Source organism: Pelagibius sp. Alg239-R121, from assembly GCF_947331435.1.
GTDB lineage: Bacteria > Pseudomonadota > Alphaproteobacteria > Kiloniellales > Kiloniellaceae > Denitrobaculum.
The window spans coordinates 124,030-148,928 of record NZ_CAMZOF010000014.1; the positions used below are offsets into that span (position 1 = coordinate 124,030).

Genomic DNA, 24,899 nt, shown 5'->3' on the forward strand with positions numbered 1-24,899 from the left:
TCGCCGGCGGAGTTAATTCTATTGTGGAACCAGATTTTTGATTTCATTCTGCAGCTCGCACTTGCTATACAATCCCGTAGGCTCGAAAGCGCGACCGGCCAGTTAGCTCCCGCACAGCACCGGTCCCGACCAACTCACCCATCAGCCTGACCGCAGTCGGTTGCGTGGTCTTAAGCTTCTTGGCGATCATCGGCGCCGATACCAGGGGCTGCTCGAGGACCAGCTGCGCCACTGCCGGCAAGTGCGATGTCGTCCGCCGCCCTTCCAGGCGCCGCGACATTAATCTGCGGGCCATGACCAATTGCTGATGCAGCTGAAGCCCCTGCCCTGCGGCTTTTGTCACCGCCCGGCAGAATTCCTTGATCCAGATCTCCAGAGAAGCCCCGCCATGACCGTACCCTGCGTTGTGGTCCGACCACCGGATTGCCTTTAGACCGAGGTTCAGACAGAGGATCTGACCGGAAATTTTACCCCGTTTCATGAGCAGGCTTGAGGCGAGCAGCCGGCCCAGGGTGGGATTGCGGTGTTGGAACGGGCAGAGGCTGTTCCAGGCATGCAGAGCAATTGCTGCTGCCGGCAGCGCAGGAAGCTCTTCCAACTGCGGCAGCAGAGTCAACCATTCCTCGAGCGCTTCTTCCGGGTCCCAGAAGGGATCGCGCAGGAGCATCTCTTGGGTGTCCTGCCGCGTGATATCCAGTTGGTCCCTGCCCTCCTGCAGAGCAAGCAGGTTTTCTATTGTCAAAACCTCATCGGGTTTCTGGCGCGCCAGACGCCGCCGGATCAGCAGGATCGAGCGGGCCTGAAAGAGTTCATGGTTGGGCAGGCGAGCATTGGTGTTGGCATCATCGAGGACCAGGTCCTCCAGAGGGACGAGTCCCCCTTCGACCCAGAGCGCTGCTGCAGCTTCCTCGAAGTCCGCCCGGCGCAACCAGGCCTCTCTCAAATCGCTGTGCCCGAGGCACTGGTCGAGCCGTGCGAGCGCGTCGCCGGCTTCATCCCACAAAGTGACGAACTCGTCCCATGGGAGACTCTGAGGAAGTTTATAGGGCATTGGTTTATCGCGTTAATTATTCTCTAATATTCATTAACACATAGTTAGTGAAGAGCACTAGAGGGTATCTATAGATTATCTCATCACTTACGATAATTAACCCTTATCGTAAGTGATGGAATCTGACAAAATAGCGAATTAAGCCACCCGCGGCGGCCGCCGTTTTGGGGCAAAGCGAGAATGCGAGGGCAGGGTCTCAATGGGCATGACGTGCTCCCCTAGAAGCTCCTCGAAATTGGGTTAGTCTGTTCTTTGATGAAGGAGACAGACGATGAAGCGCAGCAGGTTTTCTGAAGAGCAGATCATCGGTGTTTTGAAGGAACATCAGGCAGGTCTTTCGGCGGCCGAGTTGTGCCGTAAACATGGAATCAGTGATGCCACTTTCTACAAGTGGCGCTCCAAATATGGCGGGATGGAAGTGTCCGACGCCAGGAAGCTGCGTTCGCTGGAGGATGAGAACCTGAAACTGAAACGGCTTCTTGCCGAGCAGGTTCTCGATAATGCGACGCTGAAAGAGATGCTTGGAAAAAACTTCTGAAGCCCGGTTCGAGGAGAAGAGCCGTGGACTGGGCCATGAAGGAGCAAAGCTATTCTCAGAGGCGGGCGTGCCGCCTGGTGGGTATTGATCCACGTGTTTACCGATACCGTTCGAGACGGCCGGATGACTCTGCACTGCGCCGGCGACTGCGGGAGTTGGCGTCGGAGCGCCGGCGGTTCCGCATTCTCTGCGTCATCGACGATTTCTCGCGTGAGTGCCTGACGACGGTGGTCGACAACTCGATCTCGGGCGTTCGGGTTGGCCGGGAGTTGGACCGCATTGCCGAACTGCGCGGCTATCCGCGCCTGGTCGTCAGCGACAACGGGACCGAACTGACATCCAATGCCATGCTCAAATGGCAGCAGGACCGAGGCGTCGCATGGCACTACATCGCGCCGGGCAAGCCGATGCAGAACGGCTTTGTGGAAAGCTTCAATGGGCGACTACGAGACGAGTGCTTAAACGAGCACCTGTTCTCCAGTTACGCCCAGGCCCGGCAGATCATCAATACATGGAGGATTGACTACAACACCCAGCGCCCCCACACGAGCCTGGACGGGCTCACACCGATCGAGTTCGCAGCCCGGTCCCAAGGGGACCAAACCCGAACAGAGCTAACTTATGAATGAGGACAATCCGGGGAGCACGTCATGCAAAGACGAAGACGCGGAGAGAAGTGACGAGACAAGCCAGGATCCGAGCGATCGCCTCGGCTCGCTGATTTCCGTGGTGTCCTTCGAGCGGCAGGACCTGGTCACCGATCTGCTCACTGAGGCGGATCTCAACACCCTGAAACATTTGGCGCGTAAGGGGACGCCGGAAAACTCCCTGCGGGCATTATTTCGCGCTTAGCCGGAAGCACCCTTCCGCTGGTGAAAGCGCGTCGAGTTAGTATTGCGCTCTCGCCAAAGCGCTGCAATCAACAACATTCCAATAGCAGAACTTACTAGAAATCGTGTATCCGGTTCAGAAACAACGACTGTTGTCCCTGGCGAAAAATCATATTGGATACTTGTCGAGTCAAACCAAGCTGCTTGTACTGATCCAGCAAATATATCACCAGGACCAGTGAAGTTGCTCAGCGTCCCGACAAGCTGTTGCGTGAGATCTATGTTACCATTTCCGGTGAAGATCGCGAGAATCGCAGGATCGGTAATTATGCTAGTAACCCCGATGTTGTTGAAGGTGAATGAAAACGCAAAAGCACCTCCACTTGCGAAGAAATTGGTGTCGTTCGCTTCAATCAATATGTCACCGCCAACGGAGCGAAGCTGGTTGGTCAGCGTTAAATCCCCGGATGCCCCTCCACTGGTAACTTGGACAGCCATGAACCCAGTCCAACGGTGAGAAAGTTCAACAGAGTTAAGTGTGCCCAAGTTAGGGTTGAATTTTGAAAACGAGACTTGAAATTCGGGCCCGAGGTTATCTGTTAAAGGATAATTCGTTGGAGCTGAACTGTTAACTGGCCCTTCTGTTAAGAGCGTTGCCGATGAAGGACCGGAAACAGAAGCGACGAAAAGCAAGGCAAAAAAGAAATGGCGGTACATTGTATTCTCCCCGTTGTCCAACTGCATTGATATAGAAGACAGAAACGTCTTTTGTATGATTTCAGCGGGCTAACAAGTTATCTAACAAGAAGTAGAGAGAAAATACGGGCATCCAGGATCATGCACATTGGTACTTAGCCTCTATTAGTGCAGGCGAAAAATTCGCGATGCGAGAATCCCAAAGACACAAAGACTGAACGTGAATAAAACAAATGAGGAGGGTTCGTTGATTTCCGGTGACGTTTGGAAACCAAACTTATAATCGAACCCAGACTCAGATGTGATCCCGGCTGTAGACAGAGGATTCATCATTGAGTCGAACACCTCGGCTCCGGTGAATATGGCGCTTCCCAAAAAATCCTGACTAATAGAACAGGATGGCCCTACGGGCGCCGCACCGCCATTTATGGAACCACAGTCGTATATTGCGTGAAGGCTGGCATCCAGAAAGAGAGTGCTGAGTGTGAAAGGTATATCTACTGTTACCAGTTCCTGAATTTGTTGGATCGAGCTGGTCGGACCAGATAACAAATTTTGAAAAAGGTCTTGGTTCTGATTTTTGACATCAAGGAAAACAATTGATGAAGGGGCAGTAAATAAGGTTGTGTTGTTTGGAGGTTGGTAGTCGATTGATCCTTCAACACGAATTGAAAATCGAACAAATCCATCAGACGTACCGTCTTGAATAAACAGGCGTTCCTGAATTCTTGCGATGGCACGTCCTGATTGGCCTAACCCACCTCCCTGACCACTTGGCAATACAGTGGTTTGGGTTGAAGTCGAGACTCCCAACGATCCAAACTGTGCGCGCGCCCGAACCAAGCTAACTACAGAACGATTGCCTGTTGTGCCAATGCAGTTTTGATTAGAGAAAGCCACGCCGTCGTTTACGGTCTCACTATCTTCCCCACTACAGGAAACACCGGTTGATCGCGCAAACGTCGACAAAATCGGCGCTGCGTTTGATGGTGATGTCACTGAAGCGATCAATATCAAAATGGCAATAATTGTGAGTGCGATAGTTGTCGTTGCCTTGACATTCTGCCTATGAAGATCCGCAGGAATCTGCTGTCCATTGGTTCGAATTCTAGCGCCGTCAACCAGAAGAGCGCAAGAATACCCTAGGCAACTTTTGTGAGATCGCCGAAGTCTCGCGACCGCCGTCTGCCATCGATGATTAGTTCCTCCTAAGCAAAGTAGTGGCGTTCGGGCAGATCGATTTACTCGTGAAGTCGCAATTGCACCGAGGCTCAGAAGTCCAAGAATGAAAAGGATAAGAGTCGAAGGTTCAGGGATAACCTGTAAAGAAACTTGACCCTGTCCGCCTGGGGTCCAACCTGAAAGCCCTTCATCAAACGTCCCATTCACAAGTTCCGGGAATTGGACGTTATCGATCAACACTTGAGATCCAGTTGGGCCGTCAATCTCGAACACAAGTGGTATGTTTGTAAGATTGAGGAGCGCCGTATCTTCGATTTCAAATATGGCATGCAAAAATTGGTTAGTTGGATCATCAGATGATTCGAGAGTCGTTCCGATCTGCACGCCATTTAAATAAACGGTTAGGTCGCCCGTGGGAGTTAAAAACTTGAAGTCGAACTCCAAAGAGAACGGGTTGACTGGCGTACTGACGATCTGAGTTGCGTTCGCCGGCGAACCCGCAGTTAGAGATAGTACTTGCCCATCTGCGGCTCCTTCAGTGGCAGTCCAGCCGAGCCAATTCGATGAGCGTGACACTATCCCAGTGTTGTCCAATTGTTCAGGGATAACACGGACTGCATAGTTAATGCCTGGCTCGAGACCTTTTAACCGTACACTTGTCGCTCCTGTGCCAAGATCAACGAGCCTTACGATAATTACATCTGTATCGTCATTCCAAAGTTCGTAGCGAACTCGCGAAATATTGGGGCCAGCAGTTGGTAACTGCCAGGAGACGGTTGGGTTTGTGCCTGTTCCCGAAATTGAGAGATTTCTGACAAACTCCATTTTTTTTACACCGGCCCTTCCCGGTGTTGTTCGTGTCGTCGAATCGATGCCATTTTCGATAGTCACAAGCCAAGGCGCTAACCAGCCGTTGGTTTGAGCTGTGTCGTACGGTATATCTCTTGCAAATAGATCTGGCCGTCCTCCGCTGGCTCCATTTGGCAGGGCGAGAACATCTCCAGTCGCGGTATTCGTAGCGAAGGCTGTAGTCCCCAGTCCCCCATCAGGGGAGACGGAACTAACCCCAAACGAAAAGTTGTCACCAATGCCCGTGAAGACAGGGCTAGCACCCTCATTGTCTCGGAATGCAAACGGGCCAGCATTAGTGATTGGGTCGGCAATCGCCGCATCTATACTGGTTGCTATCAGCGTCACTGCGAATAAAAAGGCGACTACACAACGTCGCGTAAGAGTTTCGAGAAACTTCACCGCAGTGATAGGAATCGAAGCGCAGAGAATTGTTGAAAAAAAACTTTTCATCTCAACTCCCCCATCAGAAGAGAGGGTAATACTATATTACAATTACAACCTTAGAAAGTCATTATTCGTATGCAGGCGATAGAAAAGTGAATCTCGGGTGATGCTGCTTGGTGAACTGCAAGCGACAGTCCTCTGAAGCGGGCTCCAGTAAGCTAGGCTTATTCAGCTGTCCCACAACGCTGTTTCATCTGGGAGAACGCCTAGAGAAAAAGAAGCCGCCCTCTCCTCCCCTAGGCAGAATTGAGAGAGGTTACCCAGAATCTCTCTAGTGCCTAGAGCTTTCTTCCATCTAGGTTTTCATACGGAGGAATATCAGCACCCTTCTCTCGTAGCAGCTGATAAAAATACTCTTTCTTCCCCATTCCACTTTCGGCAACAAGCCGTTCGAGCTCATCGTTTATGAAGCGAGGAATACTGCCGATGTTGCACTGGACTTTATCGCGCAACTTCGCGCGTAAGTCAGACTCATAGGCACTGGGTTTAAATGCGCCAACCGTTTTTGCAACTTCTCGCTTCTTAGCTTTTGTCGCGTCTTGAGACTTTGGCTCTTTTGGCGGGTCTTTCGTTTCGATCTCGCCAAGAATATCAGCACTACTGAGCTTCGCCATTATGCTGCCTTCCGCTCGTAAAACTGCAAGTGCTTCCCGAGCTGAAGAGATGCGAGAAACTGCTTTACAGACTGGCGCGCCTTGCCGTCGGGCAAGCCCCCTGTCCAAGATATTTCATCGAAGCCGGTCAAGTTCGGTACGATCGCGCTCAAGACTGGGAGCCCACTTTTCTCCAAGGATTCCTTTGCATTCGAAAGAACGTTGGTTCCCGGCTTCACTTTCCAAAGCACGATCTTAACTTCAGGCGCTTCACGATTCCGTTTTGTCAGGTTGTTTGCATGAAGCCAGGTCCGGGCGGCGCCCATAATGTCTTTCTTCGATCCACCACTTGGTATCAGGATGAGATCAGATGCTTGAATGGCGTATGTCGCCATTCTTGAATCATAACCCGCTGTGTCGACCAAAATTACATCGTATCGGCTTTCCAGCTTGTCGATGAGGTCAAAGACAGAGTCTTCCTTGTGGTGTGGCACGACATCTAGGTTCGAGACTTCATTTTGTTCGGCCCATTCAACACAGGATTCTTGCGGGTCTGTGTCGATGATTAGAACTTTTGCGCCATCATCGCTCATCGCGGCGGCAAGACAGGAAATCATGGTCGATTTTCCGGCTCCGCCCTTTTGTTGGACGGCCGTAATGATCTGGGCAGTTTTTTTCATGGCGCCTCGCCTTAATGATAGATAACAGTTAATAGATACCTGAAAAACAGTTAATCGATTATTAGGTAATAGTTAATCAGATAACTGCTAATCTGTTACCTATTATCTTATGTGTCAATGATTAATTGTTATCAATTATCTGATAATAAGTAAACCATTATCTGGTAACAGGTAACAGGTAACAGGTAACAGGTAACAGGTTTCATTTTGCGACGCGCACTTCATGTCTATTGTATCGAACGCGACCTCCAGATGCCCCCGATAGGGGGTCAATTCCAGGAGTGTCAGAAAATAAACAGAATGTTAATCATTCCGTAATATATTGGACTTTGAAAGCGTCGGAAATGAGCAGCTATCAAGGGGTTTGTTGGATCGTTTTCGTCGATTGTCTAAATTCTGGACAACATCTTTTGGACGTAAGGAGCTCAATGTGCGAGGTCACGAAATCACGACATGGAGAAAGCGAAACGGATACACTCAAGAAGCTTTGATGAAAGAACTGGACGTTCGCTCCAGACAAACTCTCAGCAATTGGGAGAACGCAGCGACAAACGTTCCACGAATTGTTGAGCTTGCCTTAATCGCGTTAGATCAATTTCCAGAAAATCGAAGAATCTTCGGACACAAAGCTAACGAGCGGGGACAGCGCGCCTACTTCAGAAACAAAGGGAAGTAGTATGTCGGATGAAGTACCCGACCGACTTGAAATTAGTGTAGGGATTTTTCGTGCCGCTGCGGTTGGAAAGCTCGCCGTCTGCGGTCTTTTAGCTTTAGGATTGACCGTGCTTGCTTGCAAAGCGTTCGGTGTTGTTTAGGACTAGGTCCAGCTTGTTCTCAAAAAACCGTACATTCAGCCCGCAGTGCGCGCGCGAAGGAGCATGCTTTTTGCTCGGTCTGCGATCTGAAGAGCTTTTGCAATATATGCTGCGTCTCCTGACTCGAAAGCATCAGCCATAAAAATTTCAATGGCTTCAGGGCTGTCAAGGTCAGTTGCGGGATCATAGTTGTGCAGTTTTTCTTTCATCTCAGTCCTCGTCATCTTCGTCATCATCCGTCCATCCAGCGGCGATGCGCTTTGCGGCAGCAATATCCCTTACTTGAGTGCCCTTGTCACCTCCGCATAGCAGAATAATTAGGGAATCACCTCGCTTCATGTAGTAGACGCGATAGCCAGGTCCAATATGGATCCTGAGTTCATAAACATCTCCGCCGACCGACTTTGTATCGACAGATGCACCGTTTGCGAGCCGCGCCACTTTCGCTGTTATCGTCGCCTTACCTTTGCGATCCCTAAGTCGGCGAAACCACCTGAGATATGTCTCTGTTTGTTTGAGTACATACATATCTTTGTGTAGGGTAAATTTTTGTGGACATCAAGCATAAACCTAACCACGGTATTTTTGTTGGGGCAGAGTGTCACGTCACTTTTTGCTATTTTTGTGCGTTTTTATATGCTGTTAGACGGTTTCAACTCACCATCGACATTTGCTCGGTGTTGCTACGTGGAGCCTCTTAGGCGGCCGTCTGATTACAATTGTAGGCCTATGAGCTGTTGGCTGTATTGCAGCCGTTTGTGTATATTTGACCTCTTGGTATTGCACGTAAGGGAAGTGTCGAGAGCCACAACGGTGTTTCGCGCGCCATCACGCGAGACTGGATGAGAATCTGGCAGCATGATAAAAGCCCATGTCTGAAAACTGTATACATTATTCGGACATGGGCTTTTATCATGTCCGAAATCATGCTACAAATTTCGGACATGAACCAATTGAAACCCAACCTAAAAGCCAAACTCCTAACGCGCATCAATGGAAGTGCCCCGCGCTCCGTTTGGACGCCTGGCGACTTCCTCGATCTCGGCGGACGCGCTGCCGTCGACAAGGTCCTGCAACGACTGACCGCTGCCGGCACCCTACGGCGTGTCGATCGGGGGCTCTATGACAAGCCTACGCTGAACAGCTTTACTAAGCAGAATAGCCCACCGGATCCGCGCGAAGTGATAGAGGCAGTAGCGCGCCGCGATCAAATACGCGTGCTTGTCGATGGCATGACCGCTGCAAATGATCTGGGACTAACGAATGCCGTTCCAGCCAAGATCGTCGTCCACACCGATGCGCGTTTAAAATCAATTTCGCTCGGTAAGCTCGACATCATCTTTAAGCCCACCGCTGCTAGTAAGCTCTATTGGGCCGGCCGGCCGGCCATGCGCATTGTCCAGGCTCTGCACTGGCTGCGTGATACGATGGGGCGCCCCGATCATGATCAGATGTTGCAGCGTCGACTATCCCGGCTTCTGCACGATCCTGCGAAGGGGAGGCTGCTCCGCGACGATCTTGCCGACGGCCTCTCGACATTGCCAGCTTGGATGCAAACAATGTTGCACCCTATGTTCGAGAACAAAAGCCAAGCCAGATGAACCCAGCATTCGATCGCATAATTTCAGCGGATGAGGAGACCCAGCTGGGCCTTTTCACGACGACAGCGCAGCGGCTGGGAACCACACCGCAGAACGCCGAAAAGGATTTCTGGGTTTGCTGGACACTCGACGCATTGTTCAACGGGTTGCCCGCAGGCCCTAGGCTCCTCTTTAAAGGCGGCACGTCCCTCTCCAAGGGGTTCGGAATCATTCGTCGCTTCTCGGAAGATATTGACGTTACCGTCTTCCGCGACGACCTGGGTCACGCGGCCTCAATCGAGGAGCTCCGGGCGATGAGTGGCAAGAAGCGGAAGGCAGCACTTGATGCCATCAAATCGGCCTGCGAAGCTCATATCAACGGGCCGCTTATGACCGAGCTGTCAGAGATCATTGCTAATACAGCGCGTCGTAACGGGTTGGCTGAAGGTAAGCTTGTCATTGAACCGGACCCTGAAGACGACCAAGCACTCTATGTGCGCTATCCGACAGCGACCCCGACGGACACCTACATCAGCAAGGCCGTGAAGATCGAGTCCGGTGCTAAATCCGCACTCGATCCTCATTCGGTGCGCAGCCTGCGCCCCTACCTTGAGGATGACGCTCCCGGCATTGATCTAAGTGTCAATAATATCAAGATTGTCGATGCTGAGCGTACCTTCTGGGACAAAGTGGTCATTTTGCACGGCCTTCGGCGGTGGTTCGACAAACGCGGAGAGCTACGCGGCGGCGGCCAGCGGGTATCGCGCCACTACTATGATGTCCATCAACTCATGGCGTCGGAGGTGGGCGAAAGGGCTATTGAAGATCCCGCGCTTGGTGTCGATTGCGTCACCCATGCCCGCATGTTCTTCAATCGGCCGGATTTTGACCTTATAACTGCGGTGTCACCGACTTTCGCCCTCACGCCTAAGGGCGGCATGTATGATGTTCTGCGTCTAGATTACCGTGCCATGGCCGGTATGATTTTTGGCGAAGCACCAGAGTTTGATGTTGTTATCGAGCGCATTGCGGAGTTGGAAACCAAGCTCAACGCTAAGGTTGATACGAGCGTTGAAGTCGCTGACTGAACTATAGCATTGCCGCCGCGTCAGTGCGCAGATCGTTCGGAGGCATGTCAGACAAACGCTGTGATCACACGACGATAATTTTGTGAAACAAAGTTTATTCAATAACGGCGCGAAGCATGCGGGCGACTGCAGCATCATTTTCTTCGATGAGATCCCGAAACATTCCGCCTACATTGATCCGACTCTGCGACTTGGCGGGGAGGCGGGCGATCAGGTCGAGAATGACTTGTTCTGTTTCACTCCCGGGTGGCACCGAGAGCGTACATCTCAGAGTCTTGCGCGTAGGCGCCTCGTTCTTAGCTGCGGGGAGCGCTCGTTTTTTTCTGGAGGGTTTTTTGCCAGTGGCTTCACCGGCGGGACTGTTTCGCTCAGAATCATCTTTGGTGGTTTGACCTCCAGCAAGAGTGGAGACCGTTGGGGCAACGCCTTTGACCTTGGCGTCCATCAAGGTACGCGCACTTTTAAGCCGGGACATTCTCGAGCTCCTGTAACAGTTCTAATTGGGTCAGCAACTCCGCTAGGATCTTCAGGGCTTTGCCGTGTTTTTCCATGGCCCGCTTGGCTGACGAACGAATAGCAGGGGTGCCGCCCTCCTTCGCGGTCTGTTCCGCTCGGTCCACCAGATGACCGAGTGTCGTACCTGCATAGTGCGCATCGTTATAGGATGACGATTGGGACGGACCAGGTACGCAAGGGAAGAGCTCGCTGAGCGCGGCCTTGCTGTCTCGGACTGTATTGGCTTGAAGAGCGGTTTGCCGGGTAAAGACAACGCGAAATGACTCTCGTGGGTCTGCGGATTCATCGACCCTGGCCAATGCTGCTTCATAGGTCTTGTAGGTAACGATAACTGGTTCGAACTCCGCTGAAGAGCCGTCAGTTGGGCAAAGCACGACATCTGCCGCGCTCATCGCAACAGATGTCAACAGAGCGGCCTCTCCTTTGGTATCGACAATTACGAAGTCGTATTCGTCTTCATCTTCGATCTTCAGGAGGTGCTGGTATGCCAATTTTGCATTTTGCGTATCGTCGTCATCGAAGATCGCGGCATCGATCATTAATTCGGAAGACGGTGGGGTAGGGTAGGCGTTGCTGGTGTCCGCTTTGAACCAGCGCGCAACGGTGCCCTGTTCATCCAGATCTACGACTCTGACACGCTTGCCAGCTCTGTGAAGCGCGCTGGCGATGCCGATGACGAGCAGGGATTTCCCTGCGCCGCCTTTTGAATTTGCTACGACGATTAACTTCAAGGCGCTCTCCATACTGAGTACGTTTCTCGCATTGCACGATAGGTTTCACGCCGTGTGACTTACGTAATACGTAAAGTATGATGCGTAAAGTGATAACCGGAATGCGGAACGGCCATTGCGCAGTGCGGAGGATGATTCATCGTGTGATTTGTATCGTACGACCCAATTGCAAATGGTCGGAATCTAACTTCCGTAATATGCACGGCGTAGTGCAGAGATCATGATCAACGACAGTCTGAGAGCGAAGCGAACCAACTATGAATATGGTGGCTATGAATATGGTGGCAAGATAATATATAATGTGCTACACAATTCTATGCGAGTTTCACTCCTGATTCCACCTTTCTTGTGATTGCCCTGATTTTTATGACAAAGCGCCCGAAGAAACGGCCTTCCGTAACGACCTCAATTCGCATGAGCAAAGCCGAGCATGACCATCTTAAGGCGTTCGCTTCCCGCAATGGCGTGACGGTTTCGGCGTTGTTTAAGACTTCGCTGAGGATTGCGTTGGGCGTGCCGACGCGTGAGGAGGAGAACATTCGGAAGTTCAGCGACATACAGCGGCAGTTGTTCGGCGCGGCTCACAATCTAAATCAGATCACACGCGCCGCGAATGCCGGGCGCTTTAAGCTTGGCGGTCACGCAGAGGCCGTGATCAACGATTTGGCCGAGGAAGTTCGGCGTACACACGATCTGTTTGTCGATTTCCGCCGGGCGGCCCATAGCCGAGATTTGCTGGATGCGCTCGCCATCTCCACTGAGTTGGACGAGAGAGCCGAGGCAAATGGCTAGAGCAGCATTGGACATTCCGCAGGACGAGCTGACGGAAATGTTTTTTGGCGCTCCGGACAGTGCGGATGCAAAACGTACGCGCGGGCGAAGGGGAGGGACTGGAGGTGGGCAGGCTTACCGGCAAAAGACTGCCTCGGCCGGGAGTTTCATACACAACGCTCTGCTCACCCATCAGGCGGTTCTGAAGATTGTTAGAAATGGTACGACGAATGGAGGCGCAAGGCTCGCGGCACAGCTGCAGTATATTTCGCGCGATGGCAATCTGGATCTGGAAAACGGAACCAATCTTGGCGCTGTTCCAAGGACGGAAGAAGGCGACATGCTGCGTGATGTTATTGCCGACTGGGAGCAAGACTTCGAACGGATGGATCCACGCACGAAGTTTTACACCTATCATTTGATCGTTTCGTATCCGCAGTCCGTTGACCAGGTCGCGGCCCGTATTGCAGGGGAGGATTTTGCGGCACGTCTATCGAGTGGTGACTATGGCGATCGGTATAAGTACGTTCTCGCGCATCACAGCGATACGCGGAATCCGCATACGCATATTGTCATCAATCGCGCGGGGCAGGGGGGTAAGACCCTACATCTCAGTCGTCATGGCATCGATATCCAGTCGCTCCGCGATCTGCATGTCGAGACCGCGCGCGAAGTTGGTGTCCGGTTGGCTGCGACGAGCCGATTTTCTCGTGGTGTGCAGCGCCGGCCAACCGCGCTCGGACGGGTTAAAGCGGCAGAGAAGGGGCGAGGCTTGCCTGATCGTGTAGAGCGATCGCAGCCCGCCGAATTTCCATTCTACGGCGGGGGCCGGCGACAAGAGATCCCCGCTCCGGTGTTAATGCGAGCTCGGGAGGGGAATCGTCTTACCTATCAGCGGCTATTTGGTGGGCTCAGTTCCGCCAGGACTATGTCCCAAATTGACGGGGCAAAGACGTCGCTAGAGACGATTGAAGTCTATCGCCGCGCTGTTGCCAAGGCAGCGGAGCGGCTTTCACAAGGACAGAGTTTGGAAAGGAACGACAGAGTGGCAGAGCAATCGCTACCACAAGACACGACCCTTGCCGATGCCCGAAGTTTCAATTCGGCTACCGCCGTGCCCAATCCCGAAGAAGAACTGCAGAAGATTAACCAGGATATGCGGATTCTCCTTGATGGGATGGCTGAGAAGGTCGCGAAGATTGGCGATGAAGACGCGAGGACCAACGCGGACGTTGCTCTTGCGAAGGTCCGTCATGAGTTCGAGCCGTTGATGACTGAAGACACGCGCAATCATTTCAATGATTGGCTGCAACGAGACAGGGGAGAAGTTTCACGAGATGACAACGACCCCGTTAGGCAGCGTCGGGCGGCTGTTGGAGATGCGCGAGATTCGTCGCATGTTCAATCTCTCGAAGAGCGAGGAAAAATTCAGACGACTGCGCCGCTTCTCGATGAGCGTGGAAAGGCCACGCAGGCCCGTCTTAAGGAGGCGGACAGCGCTGTCACAAAACGCTTTGATGAAGTGGGTTTGAGCGGCGCATTGGCGCTACAGCGCATCACTGCCGGCGCGGATGTGGACGAGAAGACCCGCTCGATATGGTTGGAGCGGGATATCAAGACGCATGCAAATGCGGGCAATCTGAGTGATGACCAGGCGCGGAAAGAGGTTATGGCAGCCTATCGGGATGCCGCATCCATCTACAGAAACGCCGGTGAGGACATTCGGGGCATCAATCGCGACTTTGCTGATCCTCGTGCACGAGACCGTGTTGAGACTGGCGCGCCACGCGGGGAAGACCCCTCCAGAGCTGTCGGTCGAAGGGAATTGCCTATCGCCGGATCTGGTGATGCTGCCGGAGAGAAACCGCGTAGGAATTATGAAGCAGGCATTTCCGGTCGTATCACGGAGGTGGGGGAAGCTCTTTACCAGGCGGACAATCCGAAATCGCTTTCTCACTACATTGATTTGGACCAGGGCGCAGATGGTGCCACCCGGATATGGGGTGCCGGGCTACCTGATATGCTAGAGCGGCATGGGTTACAGATAGGTGATCGAGCAACGGTCTACAGTCCAGGAAGCGAGGACGTAACGGTGACAGAAGCCGATGCGCAGACAGGCGAAGTACTCGAGAAAGAAGTTCAGCGTCGCCAATGGGAGGCTCGCCATGTTGAGCGTGCGGATAATCTGATGGAATTGAAACGCTCGGTATCGACGGACCGCAAGAACGAGTCCGCTCGCGAGGGCGGAAAGGAAGTCGATAAGTCGCGCAGGCGCGACGAAGACAGGGGGATCAATAGGTAGAGTCGGTGCAGCTGTAAATTCGGCTTCTCGTCACAGGTCTTGCAAGTGATTATCGATGTCCATTCGTTCATGCAGAACGCGGACGATCAATATGATGTGTTCATCAAGGTCATTAAAGGCGATCAAATGCCTGAAGATAGATATGTCGGTACCGCGAGACATCTCCCATAAACTCTCAATTCTGGAACAAACGAGATGTTCATGAGCAAGGGTCAGTGCAAACTTCGTATACTGCAGCACGCTGAAGAGACGGGTCACGTCGCGAAGACCTGTCGATTTTGGGGTCGACCGCAGCAGCTTCTACCGATGGCGTGAGGCCTGTCGGAAGCACGGTGATGCCGGTCTGGTGAACCGTCCACTCATCCCGAAGAGGCATGCCAACCGGACTCCGATCGAGATTGAGGAGAAGGTCCTTCATCTTCGCAGCAAGTACCACCTCGATCCAGTGCGGGTCGTCTAGTGTGAGTGCCGGATGGAAACTACCCATTAGCGCCGAATGAAAAGTACCCAGTTTGGGGTTTAGATCAGCTGTTGCTCTGGGGCATGCCCCAGAGCAACAGCTGGGCGAGACTTGACCACTTGAGATTTTCGGAAAGAGGAGATCCGGATCAGGTGGTAAAACTTGGGAGGATTGTTTTGATCCATGATTTAAAAAGACAAGGTCTGTCGGTAAGCGCGATCGCGCGCAAGACGGGTCTGAACCGTAAGACGGTGAGGAAATATCTCGAACGGGGTCTTGAGGCGCCGAACTACGGCCCACGCGAACCGCGCGGCAGGTTGCGCACGCCCTACGAAGGTTATCTCCGGGAGCGCATTCTCCAGTTTCCCGATCTTTCCGGCCGCCGGCTCTTCCGGGAGATCCGCAAACTCGGCTACGAGGGCGGCTATACCGGCATTACGGACTTTCTGCGCAGCGCCCGTCTGGCAAAGCAGATTCTGTTCGAGCGACGGTTTGAAACGCCGCCAGGCCACCAGGCGCAAGTGGACTTCGCTGAATTCCAGCTTGAGTTTACCGACGAGCCTAGCGTCTGGCGGAAAGTCTGGCTCTTTAGCATGGTCCTCGGTCACAGTCGTTGGCTCTGGGGGCGCTTTGGTGCGAACCAAAAGCTTGAGACCGTCCTGCGCTGCCACATCGCGGCCTTTGACGCCTGTGGCGGCGCAACGGGAGAGGTTCTCTACGATCGTATGAAAACCGCGGTGCTTGGAGAGGATGCCGATGGCGTTGTCACCTACAACCCGGCTCTGGTTGCTTTGCTGAACTACTATGGCTCCGCGCCGCGAGCCTGCAAGGCCTACCGGGCCAAGACGAAAGGAAAAGTCGAACGGCCCTACCGCTATATCCGCCAGGACTTCTTTCTCAGCCGATCTTTCCGGAACATGGAGGATCTGAATATCCAGTTCGATGCATGGCGACAAGAGATAGCCAATCCCCGGGTGCATGCCACCGCGAACAGGGTGGTCAACGAGGCTTTCGCCGAAGAACAAGATAGTCTGACACCCTTGCCCACGCATCCTTACGATGCCGTTCTCACGGTGGAACGGCGCGTCAGTCATGAAGGCATGGTCTCGGTCGGCGGCAATCTCTACTCCGTACCGGACACGACCCGAAAACGTGTCGTTGAGGTTCAGAGCCATCCGGATAAGATTCGGATCTTTGAAGACGGCAAGGTAATCGCCTGCCATCCGATCCCGGAGGGCCGGAACCGCCGCAGACTGGGTCCCCGTCATCGAAAGGTTCCAACCTCCCTGCAGCGACAGCTGCAACAACCGGCATCAGCTGTTGTCGGACAGCGCTCTCTGGCTTTCTATGATGCTGTCGGACGGCGTTTGGCCGGCTCGGAGGCGTCCCGATGAGCTCTCTGAGCGATCGTATCCGTCATAGCCTTGTTGGACTACGCATGCCCCGGGCCTTGAAGGTTCTGGATCACACCCTCAAGCAACTGGAGCAGGGAGAGATGACCGCCATAGAAGCGATAGACGGGCTGCTGAATGAAGAGTTCTCCTGCCGGGAAAACCGGCGTGTCGGCATGGCCCTCACCACCTCCCGGCTGACACCGGTCAAAACCCAGGAGAGCTTCGACTTCTCGTTCCAGCCGGCTCTGGATCGGGACCGGATCATGGCCTTGGCCGAACTGAAGTTCATTGTCCGCGCCGAGGTCATCCACTTTCTCGGATCGCCCGGGACAGGAAAAAGTCATCTGGCGACAGCTCTGGGAGTGGCCGCCGTCAAAGCAGGTAAATCCGTTTACAGGGCACCCCTGGCCGATCTGATTGAGGCACTCGCCAAAGCCGAACGAGAAGGACGGCTTGCGGAGAAGATCCGGTTCTATGCCCGCGTATCCCTACTCATCGTCCCCTTTCATGGTTTGTAAACAAACCACTGCCGGTCAAGGGATGAAATCGGATACCTGCCCATCACCACTGGTGGCGCCAATCTGTTTTTCCAGCTGGTCAACGCCAGATACGAAAAAGGCGCAATGATCATGACATCAAACCGCGGATTTGCTGAATGGGGCGAAGTCTTTGGCGATCCGGTCGTTGCAACTGCACTCCTGGACAGACTGCTGCATCATGCCGTCGTCATTCATATCGAAGGTGCAAGCTACAGACTGCGGGCTCACACCGATCTCCTGCCCGAACACATAAGGGCTAACGCACCCATAACACCGCCGCCGCCACCAAAAAAACGAGGGAGACCTACAAAAATCAACAACACCAAACCAGACTGAACCAAACCACAAAACTGGCCATTTTTACTTCGGCACTTCTGGCCATTTTTCAATCGGCATTGACATCTAGTATCTGGAGCGATATCGCGGCATCAAGATATCGGATGCCACGGTCTCCCGTATGCTCAAGCGCAATGGCGTCAACCGGCTGCCGCGTAGCACCTGGCTACGCAAGGTGCACGCCAAACGTTACACAAGCAGGTTCCAGGCCATCTGTCCAGCTGGACGTCAAGTTTGTGACTTCCAAGGAAAACGTTGAATGAAGAGCCGACGACTCCAGTTCACAGCCACTGAGACGCAACCCGGGTACGGGCCTCAAGATCTACGAGAAACAAACTCAGGCCAGGGCCATCGATTTCGTTGACCACATCATCGAGAAATTCCCCTTTCGCATTCGTGAGATCAGAACCGACAATGGCCATGAGTTCCAGACGAAGTCCCACTGGCATGTCGAGGACCAGGGCATCCGTTACAACTACATCAGGCGCGGCACGCCGCAACTGAACGGCAAGGTCGAACGCTCGCACCGGCCAGACAGCCAAGAATTCTACAAGTTGCTCAGCTATAAGGGCGACGTCGATCTGGAGGCGAAACTCAATGAGTGGGAGCGCTTCGACAACTTCGCCAGACCGCACGGCGCCTTCAATGGAAAGGCGCCTTACGAAGCGCTCCGCGAGAAGCTATGATCACGCCAGAAGATGTCCCGAAACTGCCCGCAGCTTACAGCGTTGTTTCGGCACCTCTGACGGTCGTTACTTCTAAACACAGCGGGGTGCCAATCCGAGCTGATCTTACTTTGATTGCAGCTGCCGAACTTTTAGGATCGGCGGACTCGCTGGCTGATGGGTCGTTTGTCCTTACCTTATAAAATGTCGCAAAGAATTGCCCATATGAGTTTTGGAAACGGGGAGTATCAGAATGAAAACTTTCTTAGCGTTAATTTTGTTGATGTTTCATAGCGCACATGTCGAGGCTGATGACACCGTCCAGGTTGTCATCGAGACGAGAATCCTAGAAGGAGATCCGCAGGCTGGGATGAAGTCTCGCCATGTGATCCAAGTCGATTTCAGTAGTAAGCAAGTGCAGCACATCTTCGAGACAGGCACGACTGACTTTTTTGGCATCGAGCTGCAAAGCGCCCGGGACAATTTTGTCGTCTCAGGAGTCAACTTCTCCGACGACACAGCGAGCTTCAAGGTGATTGGTGAGACGGCGTCGGGTACGCGCGTCTTACCGAATATCGACTACAGCTTCTCCATGACTGTGAACCGAGACGGTTCGGCCACTGTCTCGGGTTGCCATGACGGCTACCCTGCCTACTCGATTGTCGTCGAGGGCAAGTCGGTCTACGCGTTCAAGCACAAACCGATTCAGCTGCTAAGCCTTTTCGGAAGCTGCGACGTCAAGGTCTGACGACACCCTTAGCGCTCACGGATTCCATCAGGATGTGTTCGACTATGACGAGATGTTCTACATTCCAAAGCGCAAGCACGGCAGAAACGGGATGCTGTCATCCGTCGAATTCGAACGGCAGCAGAAAACGAAAACCGAGGGCGTCTAGAAAACATGGGGCAGTTCAGCCGCTTGCCCGAAGTGGAAGGCGACAAGCCCGCTAAGAGAAAGTTCAAGCGCTACCTGATTGGATATTTCGGTTGTGTCCGCGGAAGTGGTGTAACTTGATGTCTGCCTTAGCTTTGGGTGGCCACGGAAGTTCTCCGGTAGGGTCTGGTTTGTGGACCTGACCTACGAGAAGGAGACCAACCATGACCAAGGACAGTCTATCAGAAGCCGCGGCTCTTAAGGCGCTTCTTTCTGAAACCTCCGATCATCAACTTCTTGCTCAGATGCTTAGCTTTGTCGCCGATCGCCTAATGGCTCTAGATGTTGAGCAGCTTTGTGGGGCTGGCGCGCATGAGCGTTGTGATGATCGGGTCAACCATCGTAATGGCCATCGCAAGCGGCCATGGGAGACGCGGGCCGGCAGCATTGATGTCCAGATTCCGAAGCTAAGGAAGGGTTCGTATTTCCCTGAGTTCCTGGAACCGCGCCGGGCCTCGGAGAAGGCGATGACCGCGGTGATCCAGGAAGCCTACATCCAAGGTATCTCGACCCGATCGGTAGATGATCTGGCCAAAGCCATGGGCATGACAGGTATTTCCAAGAGCCAGGTCTCCCGGCTCTGCGCTGAGATTGACGGACGCGTTGAAGCTTTCCTGAACCGCCCTCTGGAAGGCGAATGGCCCTATCTCTGGCTGGACGCTACCTATATCAAGGTCCGGCGTTCAGGACGGATCGTCTCTGTGGCTGCCATAGTGGCCGTGGCGGTCAATACGGACGGGCGGCGCGAGGTTTTGGGCATTGCCATTCAGCCCAGTGAGGCCGAGGTGTTCTGGGATGAATTCCTGCGCGCACTCGCGAACCGGGGCCTGCGCGGCGTCAAGCTGATCATCGCCGATGAACATAAAGGCCTGAAGGCCGCGGCCGCCAAGGTGCTCGGCGCCACCATTCAGCGTTGCCGCGTGCATTTCATGCGCAACGCCCTTGCCTGTGTCGGCAAGAAGGACCGGCCGATCGTAACCGCGGCGCTGAGGACGGCCTTTGATCAGGATAGTCTGGAGGCCTCGAAGAAGCACTGGGCCAAGCTCCTTGAAGCCTTCCAATCGTGCCATCCCAAACTTGCAGAGCTGATGAGGCGCGCCGAGGACGATGTTCTGGCCTACAAGACTTTCCCGCCCAGCCATTGGCGGCAGATCCACTCAACAAATCCACTGGAACGACTGAACAAGGAGATCAAACGCCGCACCAATGTCACCGGCATCTTTCCAAACGAAGCCGCCATACGCCGCCTGGTTGGAGCCCTCATGCTCGAGCAGAATGACGAATGGGCCGTCACACGTCGATACATGACACTGGAAACCGTCGCCGCTATCAGCGAGGATACAATCATCGAACCGGCTAAAATTGCCGCTCTATAATCCCGGCATGCTAAATCCGCCGGAGAGCTTTTACACCACTCAATGGGACACAACCGATATTTCCATATCGATCTGGCGGAAGTGCAGACAGCCGAAGGAAAGCTCCATCTCTACGTTGCAATTGACAGAACTTCGAAATTCGCCTTCGCGCAGCTGGTGGACAAGGCGAACAGACGGACGGCCTCCGTGTTCCTCAAGGCCTTGATTGCAGCCGTTCCGTACAGAATTCATACGGTTCTGACGGATAACGGCATCCAGTTCACCTTTCCTCCGCGCTATCGGGATGGTCCAACCGCCACCTACATGACGCACATGTTCGATATGCGGTACCAGGGAAACGCTATCGAGCATCGGCTGACGAAAGTGCGGCACCCATGGACCAACGGCCGGGTCAAACGCATGAACCGCACGATTGAGGAAGCAACGGTCAAACGCTTTCACTACGAGACCCACGAACAGCTCCGAAAACACCTCGCAGACGTCCTTAATGCTTACAACTATGCGCGCCGCCTAAAGACCCTGGGAGGCCTCACACCCTACGAACACATCGCCAAATGCTGGACTGCTGACCCGCAGCGATTCAATCTGGATCCGATCCACCAGATGCCGGGACTAAACACCTAGTAACTTGAGGCATCGCCGTCTTCCTAGCAATCGTGTCGGCTACTGCTCGACCGCCGTATCACTGCAGTACACGATTATCGAACGTATCGCTGGGTCTTCATTGCTGACAGGCGCATCATCAACGGATAGCCTACTCACCGCAGACACGTCGACAACAACCGGCCTGCCAGTTATCTCTACCGACATCGTGAACTCAGGAAGCACGGAAGCGAACTCAGCACGAACTATCCCATCAGCACGGACCTGCCAGATGAAGCCTTCCCCCGAGATGGAAACCAATGCAACGCGGGCTACTGAGGTAGCATTCATCGACAGAGCCACGTGTGCCGCTTGTGGAAACTGCTCTGCCTCGTTGGCATACCACTCTCCACAAACATCAGCGTTTGCACTTGTCGCTCCCAGTCCAAGCATACCGCAGAATGCCGCAAAACGAAGAAGGCGTCCCACAATTCCGTCACTCCTCTGCTTCAGCAATGGGCGTTTGAGCAAGACATGAGCTGGGCACGACCCCATCTGCTATTGTCTCATCCTCGCACTTGTCTTTAAGGAACGTTATTGTCGTTATTGTACTAATTGTTTCAATTGCTGACCCGAGATCCGTCCGACGCTGAGACTCTGACAACACCGCACTGACCTCAAAATTTAGTTCTCTGAGGTGAGGCACCACCTCCAGCCCCAGTTCACGCAAGTCAATCAACCGACTCTCCAAAAGCCGTTTGAAGAAACCTTCGCAGCTTCTAGTACCCGAGCTCTCCAGCAATTTATGAAGGGTATCGTCATCTTGCGACTTCCTACAAATATCTGCGAACGTTGCAACGCGACAAGAGTCCAGCCGACCCGCCTGAACAGAACGGATATGCGCTCCGCGTTGCGGTGACTTGAGTTCACTGAATGTGTTAGACTCGTTTGGGCTCACAAAGTGATTTAGATGGGTAACGGAAAACTCACCTGTCTCCAAGTAATTGAGCGGGTCATCATAGATGACCCTGAAGCTTAGTAGGGGGCAGAACACCGCCTTATTTGACGAGTTCCGAGCCATCACAATTGCTGACCTGCGGTCCTGACTAATCGATGTCGACCAAACCATCGATGCAGGAGGTGCAACATCTACGAAAGACTGAGGGGTAGGCAACTCTTTTTGAGAGCAACCGCCCAAAAGAAAAATTCCAAGGGCTAAATAGTATCGCATTACCTCTTCCTAAGATCGAGGCGCCGACCGGGATTTACTCCACTACACTCTGTTCTCTCAGTTAAGGAATACCCAGGAGAAAGCGCCTCCGCGCTAGCATTGATTCTCAACAATCTGCCGTCAGCCCCTAAGAGGATCTCGAGAAATTCGCGTCGACCCGATTCTCCAAGAACGTAGTTTGCTTGGTATCTCTGATCCAACAAACGAGAGCCGCCCGAAGAACAATTTTCTGCACTCAGATGAATGGTTATCGCCGCCTCATTCTTCATATCACGAATATGAATACTGCCGCTACACGAGCCCACCAGACACTCATCAAAATTACTGTGCATCTTAATCTCAGTCGAGCAATTGTAAAACTCATGCTGACCCTCATGATGCGACAACTCTGCAAGCATTGAGCACGCCCCAATTGCTAAAAAAGCTATGCTAGTCAATGTCGGTCCACCTGTTGCGATACAATGAACTTCTCTTCAATTGAGCCTCTAGAAGCCCCGGATCTACCGTAACTGCGGCTAGCGGTCGCAAATCTCGATAAAGCAAGACAGACCCTAGTTCCCTATAGTCTTCATAGATCACAATAAATACACCACTTTCAAAGCACAATTCCCCACTACCAGTGGTAAGTAAAATCGACAGGCTACCATTGTCATCCAATAGTTCAGCCGCAGACTGCTCGTTAAGATTGCCCTGAAAAAACACAGCGATTCTATGCGAGTCTCGCACGTCCAATCGGAAATGAAGGAACCGAATGCGTAAATATTGCGGTCGAGAAAAAAATAAATCCAAAGGAAAACTCGAAATTCGATCGACGGTCTTCTTAAGCGCCTTGTCATTTACTTCACTGTTCGTGGCGCTATTGACCTCAAGTCCCTTAAGAACGGCATTGTATTGATCAATCAGTGCACCATAGTGGTCGCAAGTAACGATATCCCGATCCGATGAGAACAACTCGATATAAATTTGCTCGCTGTTCAGCGGTGTCCACTCTAAAGTGCCCAGCGCCAAACAGTGCTCAGAGGTGAAGTTATTCTTTCCAAAAGCGCAATAGTCTTGCGTTTCTGCGACTGCAAAAGAGCACAGAAAAGAGAATACCCAAGAGAAGATGAACGCCCCAATCGGTTTCATTCAACAACCAATGCAATACTACCGAACTGATTATATGTAGTACTTACGGAAAGATCTTCACTCAGAGACACTGTTCGGTTGCGAACGAATTCCTGTGTACTCTCTGTTCCTCCAAACACAGCGCTGCCAACGTCAAGGATTATTGCTCCGACTTGGCACCACTTCGCTTTACAGTTATTTCGCAAGCCGGCACTCGCAGTACTTGCTCCAGTATTTCCGGGTGGATCAAGAGGAACGACATTGGTATTTTGCGCATACTCCTTCGCAATTAGTGCAATCGCTCTTTGGATCATTCGATCTTTTACCGACAAAATGAGCTGGTGCCGCTGATCATCCGACAAGACACCATCGTCCTCAACAACGACATTAATAACCTCATTCGAGCGAAGATCATTTGTCACGGATGTGTTCGATGATGTTCTAAAAAAACCGCCTCGAGTGGTGTGTTTGACAATACGACGAAAGAGTTCAACGAAATCGGCCTGAGCAGAAATTCTATATGCGAATTTGACCGGCAAGCGGTAGACTACATTGGCCGCCAGATACCCTGCCAAGAAGCGGTGATCCAGTCCCTCACGACGCGCTGCGCACGAGCTCTCCAGTGACAGCACGACTTGACCGCTCGCCGTAGGGCCAAAGAGACTTGTAGCAACGCTGGGCAGACTAACATTGTCGTCTAGAGAGAAAAATTCAGCAGGGGCAGTTACGAGAGGCACAGTTGATCTTGTCACGGCCTCGTTACCGACCAGTGGTTGAGAGACTGTGGCTACGCTTAAGGTTAGTTCGACCGGTGCCGCACGCACGACAAATTCAGGATTGCGGCGGCGCGCCTCTTCAACAACACCAAGATGGTCAAGTGAAAGCAGAACGTTGATCGTATCTCCTTCGAGGTCTGTCATAAAGGAGCGCCCTGATGTGTAGAGAGCCTCTGCAACTTCCGACACCATCAAGAACGTGTCTTCAACTCGCGCCTCACTCACGCTTCCGGGCTGCGGACTGACGAAACACCCCGGATAACGCGTCTCAAGTCTTGCAAGATCCCGATCTACGAAAGCAATTTGATGCTCCACCGAGAGCTTTAGACGGAGTGCACTCTCAAGTTCAGAGACAATACCCGGGCAAGGGTCCGAACGCTCAAGGCACGCGACATGCGACCGCTCCAGAATTCGGACACGATCCGTGGCGAACGACGTATCCGCGTCCAAGCGCGTTTTGCGACCCTGTAATCGACCTATCCTCGATGAAACCAATCCGCAATTCTCAGAACCGTTGGACTGTGAATCTCCAGACGTCGGTTGGCGTCTAATCTTGTTAAGCTTTTTCTCTGCCTCTCGAATCTGCGCTTCACGAAAATTGCATGCCTGGATGTGTGGACTCGGTAGGACCGAAGTTGTGGTCAACTTTCCTACTTTGGGCGGCAAAACAAATGCTACACGACAATCCGTTGAAAAGAACACGCCAGCCGATTCCACGGGCGCAATAAATCCATCGCACGCGGCAAATCGGTCCGGCACTGCGCGATCCTGCGCACTCGCACTGGTCACCGACACAATTACCGCTAGTATTGTAAAGATATTCCGCATAA

At 52.9% G+C, this 24,899-nt stretch carries 20 protein-coding genes and 5 pseudogenes; 13 read left to right on the forward strand and 12 right to left on the reverse strand.

What is annotated here, in order from left to right; all coding sequences use genetic code 11:
- Positions 1-64 precede the first annotated feature (64 nt).
- Complete coding sequence (locus tag QMZ18_RS33815) at positions 65-1,051, reverse strand: DUF1612 domain-containing protein (protein WP_282610870.1); 987 nt, start codon at positions 1,049-1,051, stop codon at positions 65-67.
- 271 nt (positions 1,052-1,322) lie between these two features.
- On the opposite strand from QMZ18_RS33815, the pseudogene QMZ18_RS33820 reads away from it, so the two are divergent.
- Together QMZ18_RS33820 and QMZ18_RS33825 are read left to right on the forward strand one after the other, a co-directional pair.
- Positions 1,323-2,218, forward strand: a pseudogene (locus tag QMZ18_RS33820) (integrase core domain-containing protein).
- The gene (locus QMZ18_RS33825) at positions 2,211-2,441 is read left to right on the forward strand and encodes a hypothetical protein (RefSeq protein WP_282610871.1); all 231 of its coding nucleotides are present in this window, start codon (positions 2,211-2,213) and stop codon (positions 2,439-2,441) included. Before QMZ18_RS33820 ends, QMZ18_RS33825 begins: the two are co-directional and overlap by 8 nt.
- Here QMZ18_RS33825 and QMZ18_RS33830 read toward each other — a convergent pair.
- From QMZ18_RS33830 to QMZ18_RS33855, 6 genes are all read right to left on the reverse strand, one after another.
- A complete protein-coding gene (locus QMZ18_RS33830) occupies positions 2,438-3,136 on the reverse strand; it encodes a choice-of-anchor E domain-containing protein (protein ID WP_282610872.1) in 699 nt (232 codons plus the stop codon). The two genes, QMZ18_RS33825 and QMZ18_RS33830, sit on opposite strands and share 4 nt — an antisense overlap.
- A gap of 144 nt (positions 3,137-3,280) precedes the next feature.
- Positions 3,281-5,599 carry a fibronectin type III domain-containing protein gene (locus tag QMZ18_RS33835; RefSeq protein ID WP_282610873.1) on the reverse strand — a complete coding sequence of 773 codons (2,319 nt, stop codon included), beginning with the start codon at positions 5,597-5,599 and terminating at the stop codon, positions 3,281-3,283.
- 272 nt (positions 5,600-5,871) lie between these two features.
- Positions 5,872-6,207, reverse strand: a complete 336-nt coding sequence (locus QMZ18_RS33840; RefSeq protein WP_282610874.1) for a hypothetical protein — start codon at positions 6,205-6,207, stop codon at positions 5,872-5,874.
- Positions 6,207-6,866: a ParA family protein gene (locus QMZ18_RS33845; protein WP_282610875.1), complete on the reverse strand. Its 660-nt coding sequence runs from the start codon at positions 6,864-6,866 to the stop codon at positions 6,207-6,209. Before QMZ18_RS33845 ends, QMZ18_RS33840 begins: the two co-directional genes overlap by 1 nt.
- Before the next feature lie 850 nt (positions 6,867-7,716).
- Positions 7,717-7,890 carry a DNA-binding protein gene (locus tag QMZ18_RS33850; protein ID WP_282610876.1) on the reverse strand — a complete coding sequence of 58 codons (174 nt, stop codon included), beginning with the start codon at positions 7,888-7,890 and terminating at the stop codon, positions 7,717-7,719.
- Position 7,891: 1 nt separating this feature from the next.
- Complete coding sequence (locus QMZ18_RS33855) at positions 7,892-8,209, reverse strand: type II toxin-antitoxin system RelE/ParE family toxin (protein ID WP_282610877.1); 318 nt, start codon at positions 8,207-8,209, stop codon at positions 7,892-7,894.
- Between the two features lie 314 nt (positions 8,210-8,523).
- Between QMZ18_RS33855 and QMZ18_RS33860 the strand changes: the two genes are divergently transcribed.
- Both QMZ18_RS33860 and QMZ18_RS33865 read left to right on the forward strand, forming a co-directional pair.
- Complete coding sequence (locus tag QMZ18_RS33860) at positions 8,524-9,282, forward strand: DUF6088 family protein (RefSeq protein WP_282610878.1); 759 nt, start codon at positions 8,524-8,526, stop codon at positions 9,280-9,282.
- On the forward strand, positions 9,279-10,349 hold the full coding sequence (locus tag QMZ18_RS33865; RefSeq protein ID WP_282610879.1) for a nucleotidyl transferase AbiEii/AbiGii toxin family protein: 1,071 nt from the start codon (positions 9,279-9,281) through the stop codon (positions 10,347-10,349). The genes QMZ18_RS33860 and QMZ18_RS33865 overlap by 4 nt, the downstream gene beginning before the upstream one ends.
- 94 nt (positions 10,350-10,443) lie before the next feature.
- Here the strand turns inward: QMZ18_RS33865 and QMZ18_RS33870 are convergent, their stop codons facing one another.
- Positions 10,444-10,824, reverse strand: coding sequence for a hypothetical protein (locus QMZ18_RS33870; RefSeq protein ID WP_282610880.1), 381 nt, complete (start codon positions 10,822-10,824; stop codon positions 10,444-10,446).
- On the reverse strand, positions 10,811-11,596 hold the full coding sequence (locus QMZ18_RS33875) for a ParA family protein (protein ID WP_282610881.1): 786 nt from the start codon (positions 11,594-11,596) through the stop codon (positions 10,811-10,813). Before QMZ18_RS33875 ends, QMZ18_RS33870 begins: the two co-directional genes overlap by 14 nt.
- Before the next feature lie 414 nt (positions 11,597-12,010).
- On the opposite strand from QMZ18_RS33875, the gene mobC reads away from it, so the two are divergent.
- The 9 genes and pseudogenes from mobC to QMZ18_RS33920 form a co-directional block, all read left to right on the forward strand.
- Positions 12,011-12,388 (forward strand): plasmid mobilization relaxosome protein MobC, encoded by a 378-nt coding sequence (gene mobC, locus QMZ18_RS33880; protein WP_282610882.1) that lies wholly within the window; start codon positions 12,011-12,013, stop codon positions 12,386-12,388.
- Positions 12,381-14,669: a relaxase/mobilization nuclease domain-containing protein gene (locus QMZ18_RS33885; RefSeq protein ID WP_282610883.1), complete on the forward strand. Its 2,289-nt coding sequence runs from the start codon at positions 12,381-12,383 to the stop codon at positions 14,667-14,669. Before mobC ends, QMZ18_RS33885 begins: the two co-directional genes overlap by 8 nt.
- A gap of 201 nt (positions 14,670-14,870) precedes the next feature.
- Positions 14,871-15,126: pseudogene (locus QMZ18_RS33890) on the forward strand (helix-turn-helix domain-containing protein); the annotation flags it as partial.
- A 155-nt stretch (positions 15,127-15,281) separates the two neighbouring features.
- The gene (gene istA / locus QMZ18_RS33895; protein WP_282610884.1) at positions 15,282-16,523 is read left to right on the forward strand and encodes an IS21 family transposase; all 1,242 of its coding nucleotides are present in this window, start codon (positions 15,282-15,284) and stop codon (positions 16,521-16,523) included.
- 44 nt (positions 16,524-16,567) lie between these two features.
- Positions 16,568-17,398: pseudogene (gene istB / locus QMZ18_RS33900) on the forward strand (IS21-like element helper ATPase IstB).
- 64 nt (positions 17,399-17,462) lie between these two features.
- Positions 17,463-18,084 (forward strand): annotated as a pseudogene (locus QMZ18_RS33905) (integrase core domain-containing protein); the annotation flags it as partial.
- A gap of 232 nt (positions 18,085-18,316) precedes the next feature.
- Complete coding sequence (locus QMZ18_RS33910) at positions 18,317-18,811, forward strand: DUF3238 domain-containing protein (protein ID WP_282610885.1); 495 nt, start codon at positions 18,317-18,319, stop codon at positions 18,809-18,811.
- A gap of 350 nt (positions 18,812-19,161) precedes the next feature.
- Positions 19,162-20,373: an IS256 family transposase gene (locus tag QMZ18_RS33915; RefSeq protein ID WP_282610886.1), complete on the forward strand. Its 1,212-nt coding sequence runs from the start codon at positions 19,162-19,164 to the stop codon at positions 20,371-20,373.
- Positions 20,374-20,430: 57 nt separating this feature from the next.
- Positions 20,431-20,997: pseudogene (locus QMZ18_RS33920) on the forward strand (integrase core domain-containing protein); the annotation flags it as partial.
- Between the two features lie 39 nt (positions 20,998-21,036).
- On the opposite strand, the gene QMZ18_RS33925 reads toward QMZ18_RS33920, so the two are convergent.
- From QMZ18_RS33925 to QMZ18_RS33935, 3 genes are all read right to left on the reverse strand, one after another.
- Positions 21,037-21,444: a hypothetical protein gene (locus QMZ18_RS33925; protein WP_282610887.1), complete on the reverse strand. Its 408-nt coding sequence runs from the start codon at positions 21,442-21,444 to the stop codon at positions 21,037-21,039.
- Positions 21,445-22,615: 1,171 nt separating this feature from the next.
- Positions 22,616-23,314 carry a hypothetical protein gene (locus QMZ18_RS33930; RefSeq protein ID WP_282610888.1) on the reverse strand — a complete coding sequence of 233 codons (699 nt, stop codon included), beginning with the start codon at positions 23,312-23,314 and terminating at the stop codon, positions 22,616-22,618.
- A complete protein-coding gene (locus tag QMZ18_RS33935; protein ID WP_282610889.1) occupies positions 23,311-24,897 on the reverse strand; it encodes a hypothetical protein in 1,587 nt (528 codons plus the stop codon). Before QMZ18_RS33935 ends, QMZ18_RS33930 begins: the two co-directional genes overlap by 4 nt.
- Positions 24,898-24,899 lie beyond the last annotated feature (2 nt).